At 62.7% G+C, this 18,883-nt stretch carries 18 protein-coding genes; 12 read left to right on the top strand and 6 right to left on the bottom strand.

Features of this window, described 5'->3' with window-relative positions:
* Nucleotides 1-46: 46 nt before the first annotated feature.
* From P1T08_02110 to P1T08_02085, 6 genes are all read left to right on the top strand, one after another.
* Entirely contained in the window at nt 47-1,648 is a 1,602-nt protein-coding gene (locus P1T08_02110; GenBank protein MDF1594882.1) for an antiporter, read from the top strand.
* Nucleotides 1,649-1,751: 103 nt separating this feature from the next.
* On the top strand, nt 1,752-2,363 hold the full coding sequence (locus P1T08_02105; GenBank protein ID MDF1594881.1) for a cation transporter: 612 nt from the start codon (nt 1,752-1,754) through the stop codon (nt 2,361-2,363).
* Between the two features lie 104 nt (nt 2,364-2,467).
* Nucleotides 2,468-3,097, top strand: coding sequence for a hypothetical protein (locus tag P1T08_02100; GenBank protein MDF1594880.1), 630 nt, complete (start codon nt 2,468-2,470; stop codon nt 3,095-3,097).
* A gap of 39 nt (nt 3,098-3,136) precedes the next feature.
* Complete coding sequence (locus P1T08_02095) at nt 3,137-3,889, top strand: zinc-dependent peptidase (protein ID MDF1594879.1); 753 nt, start codon at nt 3,137-3,139, stop codon at nt 3,887-3,889.
* A gap of 174 nt (nt 3,890-4,063) precedes the next feature.
* On the top strand, nt 4,064-4,972 hold the full coding sequence (locus tag P1T08_02090; GenBank protein MDF1594878.1) for an ABC transporter ATP-binding protein: 909 nt from the start codon (nt 4,064-4,066) through the stop codon (nt 4,970-4,972).
* Nucleotides 4,972-6,630 carry an ABC transporter permease subunit gene (locus P1T08_02085; GenBank protein MDF1594877.1) on the top strand — a complete coding sequence of 553 codons (1,659 nt, stop codon included), beginning with the start codon at nt 4,972-4,974 and terminating at the stop codon, nt 6,628-6,630. Before P1T08_02090 ends, P1T08_02085 begins: the two co-directional genes overlap by 1 nt.
* 27 nt (nt 6,631-6,657) lie before the next feature.
* On the opposite strand, the gene P1T08_02080 is transcribed toward P1T08_02085, so the two are convergent.
* The 3 genes from P1T08_02080 to P1T08_02070 form a co-directional block, all read right to left on the bottom strand.
* On the bottom strand, nt 6,658-7,767 hold the full coding sequence (locus P1T08_02080) for a HAMP domain-containing sensor histidine kinase (GenBank protein MDF1594876.1): 1,110 nt from the start codon (nt 7,765-7,767) through the stop codon (nt 6,658-6,660).
* Complete coding sequence (locus P1T08_02075; protein MDF1594875.1) at nt 7,764-8,459, bottom strand: response regulator transcription factor; 696 nt, start codon at nt 8,457-8,459, stop codon at nt 7,764-7,766. The genes P1T08_02080 and P1T08_02075 overlap by 4 nt, the downstream gene beginning before the upstream one ends.
* A 109-nt stretch (nt 8,460-8,568) precedes the next feature.
* Complete coding sequence (locus tag P1T08_02070; GenBank protein MDF1594874.1) at nt 8,569-8,976, bottom strand: hypothetical protein; 408 nt, start codon at nt 8,974-8,976, stop codon at nt 8,569-8,571.
* A 340-nt stretch (nt 8,977-9,316) separates the two neighbouring features.
* On the opposite strand from P1T08_02070, the gene P1T08_02065 reads away from it, so the two are divergent.
* The 3 genes from P1T08_02065 (at nt 9,317) to P1T08_02055 (ending at nt 11,299) form a co-directional block, all read left to right on the top strand.
* The gene (locus P1T08_02065) at nt 9,317-10,165 is read left to right on the top strand and encodes a DUF6390 family protein (protein ID MDF1594873.1); all 849 of its coding nucleotides are present in this window, start codon (nt 9,317-9,319) and stop codon (nt 10,163-10,165) included.
* 376 nt (nt 10,166-10,541) lie between these two features.
* Nucleotides 10,542-10,958: a hypothetical protein gene (locus P1T08_02060; GenBank protein ID MDF1594872.1), complete on the top strand. Its 417-nt coding sequence runs from the start codon at nt 10,542-10,544 to the stop codon at nt 10,956-10,958.
* Nucleotides 10,904-11,299 (top strand): hypothetical protein, encoded by a 396-nt coding sequence (locus P1T08_02055; GenBank protein MDF1594871.1) that lies wholly within the window; start codon nt 10,904-10,906, stop codon nt 11,297-11,299. Before P1T08_02060 ends, P1T08_02055 begins: the two co-directional genes overlap by 55 nt.
* A 5-nt stretch (nt 11,300-11,304) precedes the next feature.
* On the opposite strand, the gene P1T08_02050 is transcribed toward P1T08_02055, so the two are convergent.
* Nucleotides 11,305-12,306: an adenosine deaminase gene (locus P1T08_02050; GenBank protein ID MDF1594870.1), complete on the bottom strand. Its 1,002-nt coding sequence runs from the start codon at nt 12,304-12,306 to the stop codon at nt 11,305-11,307.
* 207 nt (nt 12,307-12,513) lie between these two features.
* Here P1T08_02050 and P1T08_02045 point away from each other — a divergent pair, with 207 nt between their 5' ends.
* From P1T08_02045 to P1T08_02035, 3 genes are read left to right on the top strand one after another with little or no spacing between them, the layout of a single operon-like run.
* Nucleotides 12,514-12,912 carry a hypothetical protein gene (locus P1T08_02045; GenBank protein ID MDF1594869.1) on the top strand — a complete coding sequence of 133 codons (399 nt, stop codon included), beginning with the start codon at nt 12,514-12,516 and terminating at the stop codon, nt 12,910-12,912.
* Nucleotides 12,913-12,930: 18 nt separating this feature from the next.
* Nucleotides 12,931-13,611: a response regulator transcription factor gene (locus P1T08_02040; protein ID MDF1594868.1), complete on the top strand. Its 681-nt coding sequence runs from the start codon at nt 12,931-12,933 to the stop codon at nt 13,609-13,611.
* Nucleotides 13,598-14,689: an ATP-binding protein gene (locus P1T08_02035; protein MDF1594867.1), complete on the top strand. Its 1,092-nt coding sequence runs from the start codon at nt 13,598-13,600 to the stop codon at nt 14,687-14,689. Before P1T08_02040 ends, P1T08_02035 begins: the two co-directional genes overlap by 14 nt.
* Before the next feature lie 86 nt (nt 14,690-14,775).
* Here P1T08_02035 and P1T08_02030 read toward each other — a convergent pair whose 3' ends face one another.
* Together P1T08_02030 and P1T08_02025 are read right to left on the bottom strand one after the other, a co-directional pair.
* Nucleotides 14,776-16,572, bottom strand: a complete 1,797-nt coding sequence (locus tag P1T08_02030) for a bifunctional metallophosphatase/5'-nucleotidase (GenBank protein MDF1594866.1) — start codon at nt 16,570-16,572, stop codon at nt 14,776-14,778.
* A gap of 406 nt (nt 16,573-16,978) precedes the next feature.
* Entirely contained in the window at nt 16,979-18,565 is a 1,587-nt protein-coding gene (locus P1T08_02025) for a cation:proton antiporter (GenBank protein MDF1594865.1), read from the bottom strand.
* Between the last annotated feature and the right edge of the window lie 318 nt (nt 18,566-18,883).

Raw genomic sequence — 18,883 nt, 5'->3', positions numbered from 1 at the left:
ATCACTTGGCAGTGCGGGGATGAGCCCCGCGGGAAGAGGAAAGCGCATGGCTGACATCTACGACTGGGACGTCGAAGACGAGACGTTCTGGGAAACCACCGGAAAGAAGATCGCCAAGCGGAACCTCTGGATCTCAATCCCAAGCCTCTTGTGTGGGTTCGCGGTATGGCTCTACTGGAGCGTCATCACCGTTCAGATGCTCAACCTCGGTTTTCCTTTCACCAACGCGCAGCTCTTCACATTGTCGGCAATCGCCGGTCTGGCAGGGGCGAGTTTCAGGATTCCGAGCAGCTTCCTGATCCGGATTGCGGGTGGTCGGAACACGATCTTCTTCACAACTGCGTTGTTGATGATCCCGGCTGTCGGTACCGGTCTTGCTCTTCTCTCGCAGGACACGCCACTGTGGATCTTCCAGGCGCTCGCATTCCTTTCGGGCCTGGGTGGTGGGAACTTCGCTTCGTCTATGTCCAACATCAGTTTCTTCTATCCGAAGAAGATGCAGGGCCTCTCACTCGGCTTGAACGCCGGCCTCGGCAACGCAGGTGTCACGACCATGCAGGTGCTGATCCCTCTGGTCATGACCTTCGGGCTCTTCGGTGGCGGATCGATGATTCTCGAGACGTCTTCTGGAACCCTGATCGGTCAGATCGCAGCCGGTACCGAGACCTGGATCCACAACGCCGGTTTCGTGTGGCTCGTCATCCTGATTCCGCTGGCGTTTTTCGCATGGTTCAAGATGGACAACATCCGCGCCGAGCACGTCTCTCCAAACATCGGCTCCCCCCTCAATTCGTTCGCCAAGATCAGCGGGATGCTCGGATTGGCCTTCATTCCGGCCGCCATCGGCCTCTTCTTCATCCTGCCGAGCCCGACCGGCTTGGGATGGACGTGGGCCAAGTACCCGATCATCATCCTGGTGATCTGGGGAACGGTGCTGCTCCTCAAGCTTCTGCGTGGTGAGATCAAGCCCAACCTCGAGCGACAGTTCAAGATCTTCGGCAACAAGCACACCTGGATCATGAGCGTCATTTACACAATGACGTTCGGCAGTTTCATCGGATACTCGGCCGGCTTTGCCCTGGCGATCAAGGTCATCTTCGGCTTTCAGCATGTCCTGGTGGATGGGGTGATGACCCATGACCTCGTGAACCCCGGAGGCCCCTCGGCGTTGACGTTTGCGTGGATGGGCCCGTTCATCGGGGCGTTCATCCGTCCGGTCGGCGGCTGGATCGCCGACAAAGTCGGTGGAGCGCGAGTGACGCAGTGGGTGTCGGTGGTGATGATCGCCAGTGCGCTCGGAGTCGCCTACTTCATGAAGCAGGCATACCAATCTGCAACTCCGGAGGATCATTTCCTGCCGTTCTTCCTGCTCTTCCTCGTCTTGTTTGCTGCGACCGGAGTCGGAAACGGGTCCACCTTCCGCACGATCGCCGTCGTGTTCGACCAGGAGCAAGCCGGACCGGTGCTCGGATGGACCTCGGCCGTCGCCGCCTACGGAGCATTCGTGGTGCCTCAGGAGTTCGGCGAGCAGATCACGAAGACAACACCGGAGATCGCCCTGTACGCATTCGCCGCCTTCTACGCGATCTGCCTGTTCTTGAATTGGTGGTACTACCTGGGCCCGAAAGCAGAGTTCCAGAACCCGTAGAACAACCGTCTTACCCCGTTCTGGCGTCAGGAACCCGTCAGAAGTGCGCGCTTTCTGACGCCAGAACGAGAGAGGGTGAGCGGGCTGGCACAATGTGGCCTTCATGACCGACCGATCAGACCTCAATCGCAGAGCCCTGCAACTCGAATACGCAACGATCGGGTGGAACGTCGGAGAGGCCGTGCTGACCATCGGGCTCGGCATTGTGGCCGGGTCGCTGGCTCTGATCGGTTTCGGATCGGATTCAATCATCGAGGTGTTCGCATCCGCGGTCGTGATCTGGCATTTGATTCCTGGCCATGACTTCGATCACCCCGACCGAACCGCTCTCGCTCTCCGATTAGTTGGCCTGGCCTTCGCAGTGTTGGCCGTTGTTCTCGTGTCGTTGAGTGTTCGCGATCTCGCAACGGGACGCCGACCGGACGCATCGCCGTGGGGGATCGCATATCTGGGTGTCACCGCTGTGGTCATGTTCGCCCTTGCCCGCTCGAAGAAGCGGATCGCAACGCGCCTGGACTCGGCTCCATTGCGGTCGGAAGCCTCTATGACGCTCCTCGATGGACTCCTCGCCACGGGCACGATGGTCGGACTAGCACTGAACGCAGTATTCGGGTGGTGGTGGGCCGATCCGATTGCAGCGCTACTCGTCGGTGCGGTTGCCGCCAACGAGGCCCGTGAGAACTGGGCGGAGGCGGCCGAGTTGCTCGAGCTGTAAGGGACTCCTGAGAAATCCTCATACCGGAGAACACGGCGACGTTCCCCTGGGTAGTGTCCGAAAAGCGCTCGCGCTTTACGAATCTGAGGGGAGGAACCATGAGGATGTCTGCGGCCGTCCTGTCAATCGTCCTGGCTGCCTGCGGAGGTACGGGGGCGGCATCGAGCACCACTGAAACCGATGCGGCGATCACAACAGTCGCAGCGCCGATCACCGTCCCAACGACAACCCCCACCGTCGCAACCTCAACAACCCTGGGGGCCGCCACGACCACAACGAAGGCAGGGCCGGAGACGTTCGATTCCGGCGTATTTGCCGTGCCGTTCTCGATCATCAAGCCTGAGAGCACGGTCCTAACTCGATGGCAGGTCAGCGCAGATTCCTACTGGCTCAAGCACCTGTCCGGCAAGAACATGTGGGTGACCATCACCACCCTTGGCCCCTCCGCCGTCGAGGAGTGGCGGGAACGCGACCTTCCTCTCACGTTTTCGGATGAGATCGGCGAGATCGAGATCGGTGGCTTGCCCGGAACGTCCGTCGATTTCGCGGTCGATGGGCGAGGCGCGCTGCCGGGAGTGGACAACTTCCAATTCGAGAAAGGCGATGTGGGCAGGCTCTACATCGTCGACGTCGATGGCGAGGTCGTCACCATCATCGGCCTGGCAGGCGCGGATCTCTGGCCACAATTCGAACAAGAACTCGAGGAGCTTATATCCGGCATAACCTGGGAGTAACGCCGGAACAGCGCCGGCGCCGGGCAGGCGGATCACCACATGAAGCGGAAACACGAGAAGGCCCTCCGGGGCACGTTCCCTGAGTCATGGCGGACATTGCTCGGTGAAAGGCTGCGCTGGTGGTCGATGCTCGGTGCCGGTGACCGGGAGCGCATGGAGGACTTGATCAGGGTGTTCCTGGCCGACAAGTCGTTTGAAGGAACGCGGGGCTTTGAACCATCAGAGGAGATGAAGATCCAGATCGCCGCCCAGGCCTGTCTCCTCATCCTCGGCCTCGACTACGACTTCTACGACGATGTGACGTCCATCATCGTGTCGCCCACCGTCGTTCACCACAACGGGCCGCGTCACCTCGATGGTGGGATCGTCAGCGATGACCACGCCGCCCTTTCCGGACAGGCGATGCTGCACGGACCGGTCCTCATCGCCTGGGATAGGTTGTTCAACCAGGCGCTTCATCCGGACCGGGGTCACAACGTCGTCTTTCACGAGTTCGCTCACAAGCTGGACATGCGAAACGGAAGCGGCAATGGTGTTCCGCCGATGTCCGCCGAACTCAAACTGCGCTGGGAGCCGGCACTCCGGTCGATCCTGCAACGGCTCCGCCGGGGAGGCGCGGCGAGCCTCGATGCGTACGGCGGTACGAATCCGGCCGAATTGCTGGCCGTCGCCACCGAAGCGTTCTTCGACATTCCGGTACGCCTGCAGCGGGATGAGCCGGATTTGTATGGACTGCTCAGGGCTTTCTACCGGCAGGATCCTGCCGCCCGCCTGACGGCATCGAGCGGCTGACCACCCGCATAGACTTCTGACCGTGCATTCAGTCAAAACGGAACCCAGCGTTTCGCCGGCAAGCCGTGACCGAACGGGCGGGGCGCGCATCTGTGCTGCCGCGATCCACGGCTTTGCCACTCCTATCAGTAGTGAGGCGTTTGTCAACGACACCGGAGAGACGGAGGAGCATCCATGACCGATCAGATCGCCATCCGCGCAGAAGGCCTCACCAAGCACTACGGGGACGTAGAGGCTCTGGTGGATCTGAACCTGGACGTTCGCACAGGTGAGATCTTCGGATTTCTCGGACCGAACGGCGCGGGCAAGACGACCATGATCCGGACGATCCTCGACGAGATCCGGCCCACTGCCGGGAAGGCTTCGATCCTCGGGATGGACTCCCATGCGCAATCGGTCGAGATTCGCAGGCACATCGGGTACGTACCGGGCGACCTGGCGATGTATCCCAACCTGACCGGCCATGACACGCTCACCTACTTTGCCAACCTGCGGGGCGGAGTCGACTGGTCTTACATCGATGAACTGGCCGGGCGGCTCGATGCCGACCTCTCGAAGAAGGTAGGAGACTTGTCCTCGGGCAACCGGCAGAAGGTCGGTCTGATCCAGGCATTCATGAACAGGCCGGACGTATTGATCATGGACGAGCCGAGTTCGGGCCTCGACCCGCTCGTACAGCGTGAGTTCCAGAAGATGATGCGCGAGGTGGCGGCCGAAGGGCGCGCCGTGTTCCTCTCCAGCCACACCCTGTCAGAGGTGCAGCGGGTCGCAGACCGGGTCGGGATCATCCGCCACGGCAAGCTGATTGCCGTCGAGGCTGTTGCTGATCTCCGGTCGAAAGCCATCCGCAAGATCAGTATCTTCTTCGACGCTCCCGTCGACGGCACGGTGCTCGAGGGCCTGCCGGGAGTCCGGGCAGTCACCACAGAGAACGACCACGTCACTCTCTCATTCGACGGGCAGATGGAAACGCTCTTGAAGGTCGTCACCGAGCGGTTCCACGTCATGGACATCACGACGCAGGAAGCCGACCTCGAAGAGATCTTCTTGACCTATTACCGCGACGAGGAGGTGAACGTCTAATGCTGGCGAACGTCGCCACGAAGAACGTCCTCGACCGGTGGAAGGGCATCCTCATCGGTGCCGGGAGCATCGGACTACTTCTTCTGATGGGCATGTCGGTGTATCGCAGTGTCGATCTCGGTCTCTACACCAGCATGCCGGCCGCAATGCGGGCCCTCGTGGGGATCGCCGAGGACACCGATGTAGGCGGGTTGGCCTACGGAGCCATCTACGCCTCGTACGGGGCGCTTACGCTGGCGGCCCTGTCGCTTTCGATGGGGTCCGCGTCGATCGCCGGCGAGGAACGCAATGGCACGCTGGGTCTGCTGCTCGGGAATCCCAAGAGCCGGACCAGCATCCTGGTCTCCAAGGCAACGTCGATGGTGGGCTTGACTGCCGTCGGAACGCTCGTTCTGCTTGCGTTCGGACTGCTCAGCCCGGCCCTTTTGAGTGTCGAACTCGGGGACATGCACATCACGGCGCTTGCCTTCCACATGTTCGTGATCTCCATTTTCCACGGCTTCCTCGCCATGGCGATCGGGGCCTGGACCGGGAAGACTGGTCTGGCTTCAGGTGTGACCGCCGGGATCATGACAATCTCGTTCATCGGCGTAGGCCTGTTCCCGCTCATCGATGCGTTGAAGGAGTGGGCCCGGATCTTCCCCTGGTACCACTACTCAAACGGCGAACCAGCCCTCAACGGAGTCGACTGGGGCGGGATCGCCGTCCTAATCGCGGCGATGGTTGTGCTGGCCGCGGCCGCAGTGGTCGGGGTGAACCGGCGAGATCTACGGGGCCAGACGACAGGCGTTTCGTTGATCGACCGTTTGCGAACTCACCCGATAACCAAGAAGGTGGCCGACCGGTTGGCCGGATCGGCACGCGTCAGCCACATCTGGGTCAAAACCCTCACCGAACACCAGGGCCTAATCATCATTGTTGCCTACATCGAGTTCTTCATCATGGGAATCCTGATCGGACCGATGTACACCTTCATCGATGAGTTTCTCCTGGATTTCGCCGATGCCTTACCGGAGGCAATGCTGGCATTGTTCGGAGGCGGTGATCTCAGCACCGCCGAGGGCTTCTATCAGGTCGAGACCTTCGGGATGATGGCTCCCATTGCCGTAATGGTGGCGACCATTGCCATTGGAGCACGGGCGCTGGCGGGCGAAGAGGCCAATCGCACGATGGGCATACTGTTGGCCAATCCGATCAAACGGTCAAAGATCGTCTATGAGAAGACTGTCTCGATGGTTGTCGGAGGCGTGGTCGTCGGCTTCGCTACGTTTGCCGGAGTGACCCTCGGGTCGGTCATCGGTGGCCTGGGGATGAACATAGGCAACATCGCCGCCACTTGCTTGCTGTTGACGTTGCTAGGCCTGGTGTTCGGTGCCGTCGCGCTGGCCTTGAGCGCCGCCACCGGAAAGCCGCGCCCGGCCATCTTCGGATCGATCGGCATCGCCATCGTGCTCTTCGTGATCAACGCCTTCCTGCCGCTCAGCGAGAGCCTGGCCGGCCTGGCCAAGGCGACACCGTTCTACTACTACCTGTCCAGCGACCCTCTGTTGACGGGAATGCACTGGGGCCACGGGGCGATCCTGTCCGGCATTTTCGTCGGGCTCATCGCGCTGTCGGTCGTTCTCTTCCAACGGAGGGACCTGCGCCAGACGGGCTAGACCGGAAGTCCGGGCAGGAAGGTCGTTCTAACCCCGGTCGAGTTCGTGGAGAGGAATCGAGATCCTGAAGGTCGACCCCTGGCCCGGGCCCCTCGAGTCGGCAGTGACGTCACCACCGTGGGCTCGGGCGATGCTGCGGGCGATGGTGAGCCCGATGCCGCGTCCGGCCGGCTGGGTCGAGTCCGGCAGACGGTAGAACCGCTCGAATATGTGGTCGAGTTCGTCGCGCTGGATACCCGATCCCGAGTCCAGGACCTCTACCACGGCCATGTCGCTCTCCCGGATCGATCGAACGGCGACGACACCGCCGGCGGGAGTATGGATGAGGGCATTGCCCAGCAGATTGGTGAAGACCTGGCCGATGCGCAGGGGGTCGACGGAGACCGGGAGAGCAACGCCCGGTTCAACCTCGAGCGCCACCTGCTGATGATCGAACTGGAGCCGGAGTCGCTCGGCCGCGCCGGCACCCAGTTCCCGCAGGTCGGCGAGTTCTAAAACCATGGGCAGCGACCCCTCTTCCGCCTGAGACAAAAGCGCGAGGTCGTCGGCCAAGCGTTGCATCCGGGAGGCTTCGTCGGCTACCGCCACAAACAACTCACTGGTCGGCTCGGTGACTCCATCGAGGACTCCTTCCATCAGCGCCCGGATGGTGGTGATCGGTGACCGGAGTTCGTGGGTGACCTCGCCGATGAGCCGTGTCCGTCGGCTCTCAGTCGCCGACAAGGTCCGCGCCAGGGTGTTGACGTCCCCGGCCAGAGCCGCCAACTCTTCCTCCTGGGGCAACTCGATTTCCTCGTCGTATTCGCCGCGGGCGATGCGGTCGGTCGCCTCCCGCACGGCGCTGATCGGGCGTATGAACCTCCTGGCCAGGAACGCCGCAACCACTCCGGCCGCCAGGACGGCGACTGCGAAGCCGACCACTAGCGCGATGTTCAGCGAATCACCGAGGGCCGCATGAAGTTCGCCTGCCGTTGCGTTATTCAATCTGCCCGCGCCCCGATTCATCCGACCTAGCCGGCCCTGGAACAACGTCCTCGTGAGGACGCTCCCAACCACGAACATCGCCAACCCACCGATCGCGATGACCAGCAGATGGGAGACAAAGAGTCGGGTGCGGAGACGGCGCCAAATACTCATGATCGGACCCCGCGGAACTTGTATCCGACGCCGCGCACGGTGCCGATGAACCGCAGGGGGTCGGCCGAGTCACCGAGCGCTTTGCGAAGGTTGCTGATGTGGGTGTCGACGATCCGCTCGTCTCCGAAGAAGTCCCAGCCCCAGATGCGTTCGATGAGCTGCCGGCGGCTGAAAACCCTTCCCGGAGATGAGGCCAGCGCGGCGAGGAGGTCGAACTCGAGCGCGGTGGTCTCTACCGCGTGGCCGTCCACGCCGACCTGCCTCCTGGCCAGGTTCACCGCGATACCGTCGAACTCGAGAACGTCTTCGTCGACCGAACTCGTCATACCCTTGCGGCGCAAAACCGTACGGACCCGGGCGACGAGTTCGCGCGGACTGAACGGCTTGGTCACGTAGTCGTCGGCCCCGCCTTCGAGGCCGATCAACCGGTCGGTCTCATCAGCGCGAGCAGTCAGCATGATGACGTACACGTCGGAGGTCCGGCGGAGTTGCTGTAGAACCTCGAAACCGTCGATGCCCGGCAAGCGGACGTCGAGAACCACGAGGTCGGGGCTCTTGTCGCGGGCTTTGGCGACGGCTTCCTCCCCCGTGGCCGCTTCATCGACGTGATAACCCTCCTCACGAAGATAGGAAACGACAGTGGACCGAATGCGGTCTTCGTCGTCGACCACGAGAATCCGTTCAGCTCGCATGGAAGTCATCGTAGGTGCGGGTGTCGGCACTCATCGACGTGCTCCTCCCCTCGCGTTCGTTCCCCCGCCGCGATGACGGGGGAACAAACGAGGGAGTGGAGTCGGATATCTACCCGTTCCGCCCGTGTCCGTTACCGCCGCTCATGCCGCGCGAGCCGCCGCCTGATCCGGCGTTGTCGCAGAGACCATCGCCATCCTCGTCGACGAAGTTCTCTCCATCGCAGGTGCCATTGGGGCCGTGCCCACCGAGACCTCTGGTCCCGCGCAGATCGTTGACACCGTCACCGTCCTCATCGACGTAGTTGTCGCAGATTTTGTCGCCGTCTGCGTCGATGAAGTTGTCACTGACTCCATTACCGTCTTCGTCGATGAATCCCCAGGCGTAGCCGTTGCCGGCCTGGTTGCCGACGTTGTCGAAATCCCGGATTCCATCACCGGGAGCCGCCGCCAGAGCGGCAGTTGCCATGGCTCCTACCAGGAGTGCCACGGCCAGGAAAAGACCGAGAGTCTTCTTCATGATGTTGCTCCTTTCTTGAACATCTAGGGGCAGTATCGGAGACGGTCATCCAGGCATAGTGAGCGCTGTGTGAAGGTTATGTGGAGTCGGAGGCGGCCTCCGCCCTCGGGTGGACGGTCGGTCGAACGGGTTACTGCGATCCGGGATCCCTCCGTTGGCGGAACGATCGGGCTACCCGACGATCCCCACCGCGCTGAGGACGGCCTCCGCGAGATCTCCCGGGGGTCAAGCCCGGCGCGTCGATAGCCATATCGTTGAAGACGCGGGTAAACACGGCCTCCATGATCAGGGGCATACTGCTGGGGCCACTTGTGGTCTTTGTGCGCGATCATGAGGACCTTTGGCTCATCGTCCCGGCGTCGGCGATGCGCTTGGCTGGGTCACGATGAAGGCCTCGCCCGATCCACGCGGCACCCTTTCGCCTGAGGTCGCCGGACCGTTGCTGTTTGCCCGTTTCGCCTATCCACCCAACGAACTGGGATACTGCGGATCTGAGGACCATCGCACTTTGCTCGAGTACGGTGCGGCGCAAGTCGTTGATCCCGGCATACGGGAGTTGGCCAAGGGATTCTCCGGCGCATGGCCATACCTCCAGTTCATCGCCACCGAAACCGGCATCGGAGATCCACTCGACACCAGAGTCGTCGAGGCGTATTGGATCGGAAGTCCTTTGCTCGAAGGACTGGACGTAACCGCACTCGGCAATTCCCTGCGTGATCGCTTCGCTCCTCGAGCAGGGGCATCGTGGAAGTACCTCGAGGAGACCATCCCGGCAAAAGCGCTTCCCCACCACTCATTTCACGTGCTCGGCGTATACCCGTGGGTTGGCCTGTTGAACGGCGACCTCGGGGACCACCCGCTCCGGATCCTCGACCGGTGTCGCATCCGGTGGGGGCGGGTTGTGGCTGATCTCGGGGAAAAGCTGGTGGTTAGTAGCCGACCGCTCGAATGGGATGGTCGATCATTGTCACTCGGCGCTGAGATCGAGGAGTTGGCCGTCACAACCCTGGAGGGGTACGGGTTCGTGAGTGGCTTCAGTCCGGGGGAATGGGTTGCCCTCCATTGGGACTGGGTTTGTGATCGTCTCGATCGACGGCAGCTCGCCAATCTCCAGCGCTACACAAATACCCATCTCTCCATTGCCAATCACGGCCTAGCTCACCCTGGTCCTGCAACCGTTCTCGGCTGAGGGCGAGCTGTCGCCTCCCGGCCGACCGCGGTTATGTCAACGGACACCCGGTCACGCTCTCCGTCGGTGGCGTATGGTGAAGTGGCGAGCATCGGGTGGTGAAGGTGAGACTGGGCAGAGGGACGGCATTCCTGCTGGCAACGATCGTCGGCCTGGCGGCCTGCGGTGCTCCGGCCTTTCCCGCCCCCGACCAGGACTACTCCCACCTCGGACTGTCAGATGCGGAAGCCGCCACGCTCCTCAGCCTGGAGCAGGTGGACGATTACCCGCTCTACAGGATGCACCACTACGCGGAGTACGACTCCAGGAATACAAGGGGCCCGATGCCGCTGTTCCTTCAGGTAATCGCGTCTGGGCGTGCACCCTCTTCACGGCCATGGCGGACCCGGAGTCGAGGTTGTTTGCCCGCAACCTCGATTGGCGGTTCAGTCCGACTCTGGTGCTCTTCACTGATCCGGCCGACGGGTACGCGGCGGTCACGTTCGTCGACATCGAGTATCTGGGTTTTCGCGGTGACCTGGCCGGGGACTTGACCTCCAGATCAATCGAGGAGTTGGCCGGTCTTCTCGATGCCCATCACCTTCCCTTCGACGGCCTCAACGAGGCAGGCTTCGCCATTGCCATGGCTGCGGTTCCACAAGGCGAGGTACCCATAGACCCCGACAAGGAGGCGATCGGATCGCTCGGGATCATTCGAGCGATGTTGGACAAGCAGGTACCGTCGAAGAAGCGATCGAGTTGTTCGGGACCTACAACATCGACTTCGAGGGTGGGCCCCCTCTCCATTACCTGATAGCAGATTCGCATGGCGATTCGGCTCTCGTTGAGCATTTCGAGGGCGAGATCCAGGTGGTTCGTGGTGACCCCGCATGGCAGGCGGCGACCAACTTCCTCGAGTCCTCGGTCGAGTCGACCGGAGGGCAGTGCGGACGGCACGACACAGTTGCGCGCCAACTCGAAGGGGCCGGCGGTGCGCTCGACATCCCGGGAGCCTTTCTGTTGCTGGAAGACGTGTCCCAACCCGACACCCAGTACTCAGTCGTCTACAGCACCAGTACCGGGAACGTTGGGGTGGCAATGGGCCGGGCTTACGACCAGGTATTCAGCTTCCAGCTAGAGATGCTCGATCGCTGACTCCCTCAGAACCGGGTCGAATACGCAGCCAACTCCTCGAGGTAGGGACGTCGCTGATCGTCGGAAATCCAGGCAGCCTCGAACGCGTTCCGGCTCAGCTGGATCAGATCGTCTCTCGTCAAGCCGCCCTCGCGTTGGGCGACGATGAGGTTCTCGGTCATGTAGCCGGGGAAGTAGGCGGGATCATCTGAGTTGATGGTCACCTTCAAGCCCCGGTCGAGCATCTCCTTTATGGCAGAAGCCTTCGTGCCCTCTGTGACATAGCTGTTCGAAATCGGGCAAACCGTCAAGGCGACACCACGAGTGCGGAGTTCGTCGATTAGGCGATCGTCTTCGAGCGAGTTCACTCCATGGTCGATCCGCTCGACTCCAACGTCGTCCAGGCACTGCCAGATATGCTCGACCGAGTCGTCCTGGTCGACATCGCAATGCATGGTCAGGCGATACCCCTTCCGGCGGGCCTCGGCGAAGACATCGATGAACTTGACCGGTGGATTGCCCTTCTCATCGGAATCCAACCCGACGCCCACGATCCACTCTCCGTAGGGAAGCGACTGAGCGAGCGCCTCGGAGGCCGACCCGGCCGTCATGTCCCGCAGGAAACACATGATGAGCTGGGTCTCGATGCCCAGGTCGGCACGACCCTGTTCCTGGGCGCGATGAATCCCCCTGATCACGGTTTCGAACGAAAGACCACGGCTCGTGTGCGCTTGCGGGTCGAAGAACATCTCGGCATACCGCACGTTCTGCGACTGAGCCTTCACCAAATAGGCATAGGTCAGATCGAAGAAGTCCTCCTCGCTGATCAGGACGCTCATCCCTTCGTAGTACACGCTCAAGAACGAAGGCAGATCGTGGAAATCGTAGGCGGCTCGCATCGCCTCGACCGTCCTCGCCGGAAGCGCCACGTCATTTCGTTCTGCCAGCGCGAGCTTCAACTCCGGCTCGAGAGTTCCCTCGAGGTGAAGGTGGAGTTCGGCCTTCGGAATGCCTTCGATGAAGCTCATATCGTCCACGGTCGTGCCTTTCGTGTCGTTCTTCTCGGCAACATTCTGGACCCTATCGAACGGCCTGCTCAGTTGAGACCGGGAAATGCCGACTCCGCCCGCCGGCACCGCTGGATCAACGATGTCTCACGTGTCTCCGCACCGCGTTCACAAGTTCTCCACATCAGGGCGAGATCCTGTGGTCAACGAATCGAGAAAGGAATCGATATGTTCAGGCGTCGAAGCCCGTTCGGAGTGTTCATCCTTTTGGGTATTGGTGTCCTGTTGGGAGCCGCTCTGTTCGGCGGCCCGGGAGCGGTCGGCGGCCTGGTGGCCGCACCGTTCATTGTGTTGGGCGTCGTATTCAAAATCGTTCTGTTCTTCATGCTCTTCGGTCTGGCGGCCAGGCTGCTCGCCGGCCGCAGCGGGCGAGGCGAGCCGGGCAAGAGGTGGTGCGGTCCATCACAGGACTGGGGAACCGATGCGGCCCGCCCGCGGCGGGTTTCCAGGAGGGGATGGCCGGTGAGCGACGAGGGAACCGCGCACGACGATCGCTTCGAGGAATGGCACCGGATGGCGCATGCCCGACAAGAAGTGGACGACCACACTCCACCTGTTGAAGACTGAACGACCACACTATGAGCCATGAAGACGATCCTCGTCGTTGACGATGAGATGAAGATCACCCGCCTGCTGCGCGATTATCTGCAGCAGGCGGGCTTCCGCGTCATCACCGCCGCCGACGGCCCGGCGGCTTTGGCCGCCGCCCGCTCCGAGCGGCCCGACATGATCGTGCTCGACCTGGGGTTGCCGGGCATCGACGGCCTCGACGTGACCCGCATGCTGCGCAAGTCGTCGGATGTGCCGATCATCATGTTGACCGCCAGGGCCGAAGAAGCCGATCGAATCGTCGGCCTGGAACTCGGCGCCGACGACTACCTGGCCAAACCCTTCAGCCCCAAAGAACTGGTCGCCCGGGTCCGCGCAGTGCTTCGCCGGGTCGACGCCTCAGTAGAGGCGCCGGAGTTGGTGCGGGCGGGCGGTCTCGAGATCGATACGACGAAACGCACAGTGACCGTCGCCGGGCGATACGTCGATCTCACTCCGACCGAGTTCGACCTGCTGTTGCACTTCGCTCGCTCACCAGGCCGGGTGTATACGAGGGCTCAACTCCTCGATGCCTTGCATGGTGTGGCTTTCGAGTCGTACGAGCGGGCGATCGACGCGCATGTGAAGAACTTGCGCCGCAAGTTGGAACCCGATCCGTCGCATCCGCAGTATCTGCTGACCGTGTACGGGGTGGGGTACAAATATGCCGACGGGTAGGCAGTTTCGCGGCGGGCCGCAGTGGTGGCCGGAAGGCGAGCACTGGCCCCCGCGGGCCGGGCGGGGTCAGCAGGATTGGGCAGGGTTCGGGCGCCGGATCTTCAAAGGTGTACTCGCGTTTGTGATCTTCCTGGCACTGGTAGCGGCGCTGTTCGGGGCGCTCATCGCGACTGCGGTGGCGGGGGTGGCGTCGGCCGGGCGGCCCGGCATCGTCGCAGCCACGCTGTTCGTGCTGGTGGTGGGAGGCTGGTTTCTACGTGCGTTGGTTCGGCGCACCTGGCGGCCGGTGCGGGATCTCATCGGGGCAGCCGGACGATTAGCGGACGGTGACTACAGCGCCCGGGTAGATGAGCGATCCTCCGCCGGGATGCGGGCGGTCGGATCTTCGTTCAACTCGATGGCCGAGCGACTCGAAGAGGCAGATGAACAGCGCCGGCGGTTGATGTCCGACCTGGGTCACGAACTGAGGACCCCGCTGGCGGTCATCCGGGGTGAGATCGAGGCTGTGATCGATGGGGTCCACGACGGTGGCCCCGCACACATGGAGTCGTTGCTCGACGAGGTCGAGGTGTTGGAGCGATTGATCGAAGATCTGCGGGTCCTCACCCTGTCCGAGGCGGGGAAGTTGCCGCTGCAAACCGAGCATGCCGACCTGATGAAGGTGGTCGAGGAGGTGGCGAGTTCGTACCAGTCCATCGCCTCGAATTCGGCCGTGGAAATCTCGGTGAATGCTCCCACCACCGTGCCGGAGATAGAGATGGACCCGGTGCGAATCCGCCAAGCACTCGCCAACCTGGTCGTGAACTCGATCCGGGCCATGCCCGGAGGGGGTCGGTTGATGATCACGGTCGAGGTTGCGGACGATCGAATCACGACCGAGGTGGTCGACTCCGGCCCGGGCATCGACCCCACCCAACTCGAGGAGGTCTTCGGCCGCTTCGTGAAGTCCGAGGACTCCCCGGGAAGTGGTCTGGGGCTTTCGATCGCCCGAGGTCTGGTGAGAGCGCATGGTGGTGATATGGAAATCCTCGAGAGCGGCCCGGCGGGCACCACCGTATCGATGTGGTTGCCCCGCTGACCCTCGAGCACCGGGATTTGCGGGAGGTCGATGTCGCGCTGGACCCGACCCCGTAGGGTCGGGTCCAGTTGCCAATCACCCTCAGTTCAGGGCAGTTCGTTGACCCGGTCGATGCTCGGAGGAGCAACCGGGCTGAACGTCCCCAGGTAGTTGATGAGGGCCTGGAGGTCATTGCCTCCGTCGAGTCGCGGCGAGGTGATCGTGGCGAATGTACCGAAGTTGTCCCCGCCGTCGGCCAGGAATGTGTTCACCGTGACGTTGTACGTCACGGCCGGGTTGAGCGGTACGCCGTTCAGCTGCACATTGCTCACCGTCACCGATGTGCAGTCGCCCGTCACGCCATCGAATGTCTTGCCGAGGTCGTACGTGAAGCCGTCGGACACCCCGAGGTGCAGAAACGCCCGGCTCGACCCGGCCGGTTGGCACTGCTCTTCGAGCACCGAAATGATCTCGGCTCCGGTCATCTCGTAGGTAATCAGCGTGTTCCCAAACGGCTGGAACGTGAACGCCTCCCCGAAGGTGACCACACCGTCGCCCTCCGGAGGGTCTTGGGACTGGAGGTAGGTGAGATCCGATCGTACCCCACCGGGGTTCATAAACGCTATCTGAGAAGCGTTGATCGACGTCCACCACAGCTGGGCATCGGCGACCAGATTGCCGGCCGCCGACTCGACGCCACGATCTGATCCCGGCGGCGTGCCACCACGGAAGATCGTCTCCGTGATGGTCCCGACCGGGGTGTTGCCGGCCAGGTCGTAGAGCGGCTGCCACTTGGCGATGATGGCGGTCATGGCCGGGTCCGGCTCCAGGTCCACCTGGATGACGGCGTGGTTGGTGGCTGTGCTCATATCACGGCGAACGTCATTGGTGCGCTTGTCGAGGACCAGGTCAAACTCCGACACCACCCGTCCGTACGAGTAGGCGCTGGTGACGATGCGGGGCTTACCCGCCGCGTCGGGCAGCAAGCAGTTGTAGGGCAGGTGGGTGTGACCGGTGATCAGCACGTCGATCGCAGGATCGAGTGCGTCGTTGATCGCCACGATGGGTCCAGAGATCCCGACGCACGCGTCGATCGCACCGGGAGGCGGCGTCTGCGAGCCACCCTCGTGCAACAGCACGACGATGGCATCAACACCCTGCGCCTTCAGGATCGGTACTAGTGCGTTGGCCGTCTCGGCTTCATCGAGGAAGTCCCACCCCTGGATGCCGGCGGCGGCGACCAGGGTATCTGTTGCCTCCAGTGTCATCCCGATGAATCCGACCTTGACGCTCTCGAACTTCTTGATCCAGTAAGGCGGCAGCGGGGTCTGACCATCCTCGTCAACAACGTTGGCAGCCAGCCACTGGAAATCGGCTCCGGCGAACGGCTCGGCCGGGAAATAGCAGCCGTCGACTGGGTGACAGCCACCATTCTGCATGCGGAGCAGTTCCGTGACGCCCTCGTCGAACTCGTGGTTGCCGACGCCCGAAACGTCGAGACCCATCGCGTTGAGCGATTCAACCGACGGTTCGTCGTGGAACAGCCCGGAGAAAGCCGGCGAGCCGCCGATCAAGTCACCGGCTGCCACGGTGAGGCTGTACTTGTTGCCGGCCCGCAACTCGTTGAGCTTGGTCGACAGATACTCCGAACCACCAGCATCGAGGCCGTCGACCTGGCCGGGCACGGTCCCATTCAGGAGATGGCCGTGGTAATCGTTGAACGCCAGCAACTGAACCTGGACGAGTTGTCCTGGCGGATCTTCCTTCTTGGCGGCCGACGCCGGGTCGGCAGACGCCGCCAGCGCGGTCAAAACCAGCACAAAGGCGGCCGTCAGCGCGAGAAAGCGACGCCGCCTCTCAGTCCGCGGGCCGCCCAACACGGCAATAGCAGCGGGTAAAGACATGGGGAATCCTCCTCCTAGAGCCTCCGCCCAAAGCGCCCGGGGCGGTAGAACCGTTTCTAGCACAACAACGCGGAGAGTGACGCCTCGATCGGAGTAAGTGATTCGCGCTCATTCAGGGCGGATACCCGGACTCCTCGCAACGCGGCCGGCTGGAATTGCTGGATTCGGCTCTGCACGCACCCCAAGCGGGCTCTGGCATGTCCCGATGATGGACTCCTAGGGGACGGTTTCCTCGCAGGTCGTCGTGTAAGTGACCCGAACCTGGGTTTGTGTGTGCGGTCCGATCCGGACCGGAGCGAGCCGGTTCTGGCAAGCCCGACGCCGCGATCACCTAATCACCACTCTTCATTCGCCACCATTCCCGTTCGCCCGTGCGGTGGGCAGGGGCAGAGGGCAATTCCGTTCGCTACTGCCGGCCCTTCCCGTCGAGAAGATCGCAAGCGTCGTCGGCAAGGCCCTGACCGGCTTCGTCGAATAGGTTGCGGGCTACATCGACGCCGGCGGCCTCGAGTTCGCCGACCTCGTCGGGATATGTCGCGGAGGCGGCGGTTCGCACGGTGGGCAGGAAGTCCTGCACCCTACGCACAGCCTCGAGGTTGGCGGCTTGATCTCCCATGGCGAGGACTACCAGTTCGACGCCCGGGTGGAGGCGCAGCCGATCCCAGAACTCCAAGTCGAGGGCGTCGCCTCGAATGATGTTCCGCCCTGCAGCCGTGTTGGCGGCCACTATGTCATCACGACGATCGACGCCGAGCACCGATTCGGGGCGACGCAGAATCAACTCGTCGTAGGCCCCTGCTCCGACCCGCCCCATGCCGAAGACGATGATCTGTGCATCCAGGGGCTCGATTAGCGCGTCGTCGGCTTGGATCGGTTCCCGTTGGAGCGGTGACAGGCGACCCGACCAGCGGGCGTAGACGGTGTACCTGGCCGTATTGAGAGGGGCCGCAAGCGCGAAGGAGGCTGCGGCGGCGACGGCAATTGCGGATGTCCAACGCGGATCGATCAGCTCCTGGTCCGCGCCGATGACGGCGACGATGAGCCCGAACTCACTGTAAGTCGCCAAGGTGATCGATGAATGCCATGCCGTACGGGCACGGAAGCGGAAGCGCGATACCAGCCACACGAACCCGCTCACCTTCAAGGGCAGGACGAGCAACGCGACGAAGGCGACAACCAACTCTGCCGCCCCTGGGGCGCCCTCGAGGCCGATGGAAAGGAAGAAGCCGATCAGCAGTATGTCTTTGAAGCCGAGCAGCGTGTCGGCCAGTTCCGGAGCACGCCGGTGGTTGGCCAGCGTGAGTCCGATCACCAGGGCGCCGAGATCGGGCTTCAGGCCGACCTGATCGAAGGACTCGGCACCGACACCAATCGCCAGCGCCAAACCCAGCAGGATCAGCAACTCCCCGTGACCGCTTCGGTCGAGTAGCCAGCCGTAGATGGGTCGGGCGGCCACGACAGCCACCACGACCGGTACCGCCCAGATCGACGGGCGTGCGTCGACGGCCAGGGTCAGAAATGCGACCGCGAAGATGTCCTGAACGATGAGAACACCGACGGCTATCCGGCCCTGAAGGGACGCCGCCTCGTTGCGCTCCTCCAGAGCCTTCACCGCGAAGACCGTGCTGGAGAACGAGAACGCGAACCCGACAAGCACCGCCTCTGCGGGGGAGAGCCCCGAAGCGAGTGGCAAGCCCAGTGCACCGAGACCCAGGAACAGAGCGCCGAGCAGCGCCGTTGTCAGCACTAAGTGGATGGTGGCGCCCGCCCACACGACCGGGCGTCCCAATGTCCGCAGCCGCAGCTTGAGCCCGATGCCGAACAGCAGCAGCAGGACGCCGAGTTCTGCGACGACATCGAGGCTGGCGGTCGGCTCGTAGCCAAAGCCGTGAAGGAGGAACCCGGCCGCGAGGTAACCCACGAGTGGCGGGAGGCGGACGACGCTAGCGGCGAACCCGAACCCGAAGGCCACGATCAAGAGGGCCAGGTCCATGGGGGCAGGCTACCTGAAAGAGGCCTTCATGGTGCCGACTTTGAGTTCTGCGGGTGGCGCCTCACAGCTCGGCCCCGGCATTGCGGGCCGGGTTGTGCCGGCCGGAAGGTGAGGCGCCCAGGGGTATGTGGTGTGGCCGACCGCTTGCGCGCCAATCTCGTCGGCAGGGCAATACCGGTGTCTCAGGCGTCGCATTTCGGTGATACGAGGCTTGGCGATGGCTTCCTCCGTCACAAGAACCCCGAACCCTTCGCCATCGTGCGTGGCAAGTCGGCCACCACCAGCTCAAACGGCTGGCCATCTCCTGGGAAAATCGTC

The organism is Acidimicrobiia bacterium, from assembly GCA_029210695.1.
GTDB lineage: Bacteria > Actinomycetota > Acidimicrobiia > Spongiisociales > JAHEDJ01 > JAHEDJ01.
The sequence above is the reverse complement of the archived record's forward strand: the minus strand, read 5'-3'. Positions and strand labels throughout refer to the sequence as shown.

What these genes read in the sequence shown, in the direction of transcription:
- P1T08_02075 (MDF1594875.1), bottom strand. Translation starts at nt 8,459, where the DNA reads ATGCGAGCTGAACGGATTCTCGTGGTCGACGACGAAGACCGCATTCGG.
- P1T08_02095 (MDF1594879.1), top strand. Translation starts at nt 3,137, where the DNA reads ATGAAGCGGAAACACGAGAAGGCCCTCCGGGGCACGTTCCCTGAGTCA.
- P1T08_02090 (MDF1594878.1), top strand. Translation starts at nt 4,064, where the DNA reads ATGACCGATCAGATCGCCATCCGCGCAGAAGGCCTCACCAAGCACTAC.
- P1T08_02040 (MDF1594868.1), top strand. Translation starts at nt 12,931, where the DNA reads ATGAAGACGATCCTCGTCGTTGACGATGAGATGAAGATCACCCGCCTG.
- P1T08_02025 (MDF1594865.1), bottom strand. Translation starts at nt 18,565, where the DNA reads ATGGACCTGGCCCTCTTGATCGTGGCCTTCGGGTTCGGGTTCGCCGCT.
- P1T08_02080 (MDF1594876.1), bottom strand. Translation starts at nt 7,767, where the DNA reads ATGAGTATTTGGCGCCGTCTCCGCACCCGACTCTTTGTCTCCCATCTG.
- P1T08_02035 (MDF1594867.1), top strand. Translation starts at nt 13,598, where the DNA reads ATGCCGACGGGTAGGCAGTTTCGCGGCGGGCCGCAGTGGTGGCCGGAA.
- P1T08_02110 (MDF1594882.1), top strand. Translation starts at nt 47, where the DNA reads ATGGCTGACATCTACGACTGGGACGTCGAAGACGAGACGTTCTGGGAA.
- P1T08_02085 (MDF1594877.1), top strand. Translation starts at nt 4,972, where the DNA reads ATGCTGGCGAACGTCGCCACGAAGAACGTCCTCGACCGGTGGAAGGGC.
- P1T08_02070 (MDF1594874.1), bottom strand. Translation starts at nt 8,976, where the DNA reads ATGAAGAAGACTCTCGGTCTTTTCCTGGCCGTGGCACTCCTGGTAGGA.
- P1T08_02045 (MDF1594869.1), top strand. Translation starts at nt 12,514, where the DNA reads ATGTTCAGGCGTCGAAGCCCGTTCGGAGTGTTCATCCTTTTGGGTATT.
- P1T08_02050 (MDF1594870.1), bottom strand. Translation starts at nt 12,306, where the DNA reads ATGAGCTTCATCGAAGGCATTCCGAAGGCCGAACTCCACCTTCACCTC.
- P1T08_02100 (MDF1594880.1), top strand. Translation starts at nt 2,468, where the DNA reads ATGTCTGCGGCCGTCCTGTCAATCGTCCTGGCTGCCTGCGGAGGTACG.
- P1T08_02105 (MDF1594881.1), top strand. Translation starts at nt 1,752, where the DNA reads ATGACCGACCGATCAGACCTCAATCGCAGAGCCCTGCAACTCGAATAC.
- P1T08_02060 (MDF1594872.1), top strand. Translation starts at nt 10,542, where the DNA reads ATGGCGGACCCGGAGTCGAGGTTGTTTGCCCGCAACCTCGATTGGCGG.
- P1T08_02030 (MDF1594866.1), bottom strand. Translation starts at nt 16,572, where the DNA reads ATGTCTTTACCCGCTGCTATTGCCGTGTTGGGCGGCCCGCGGACTGAG.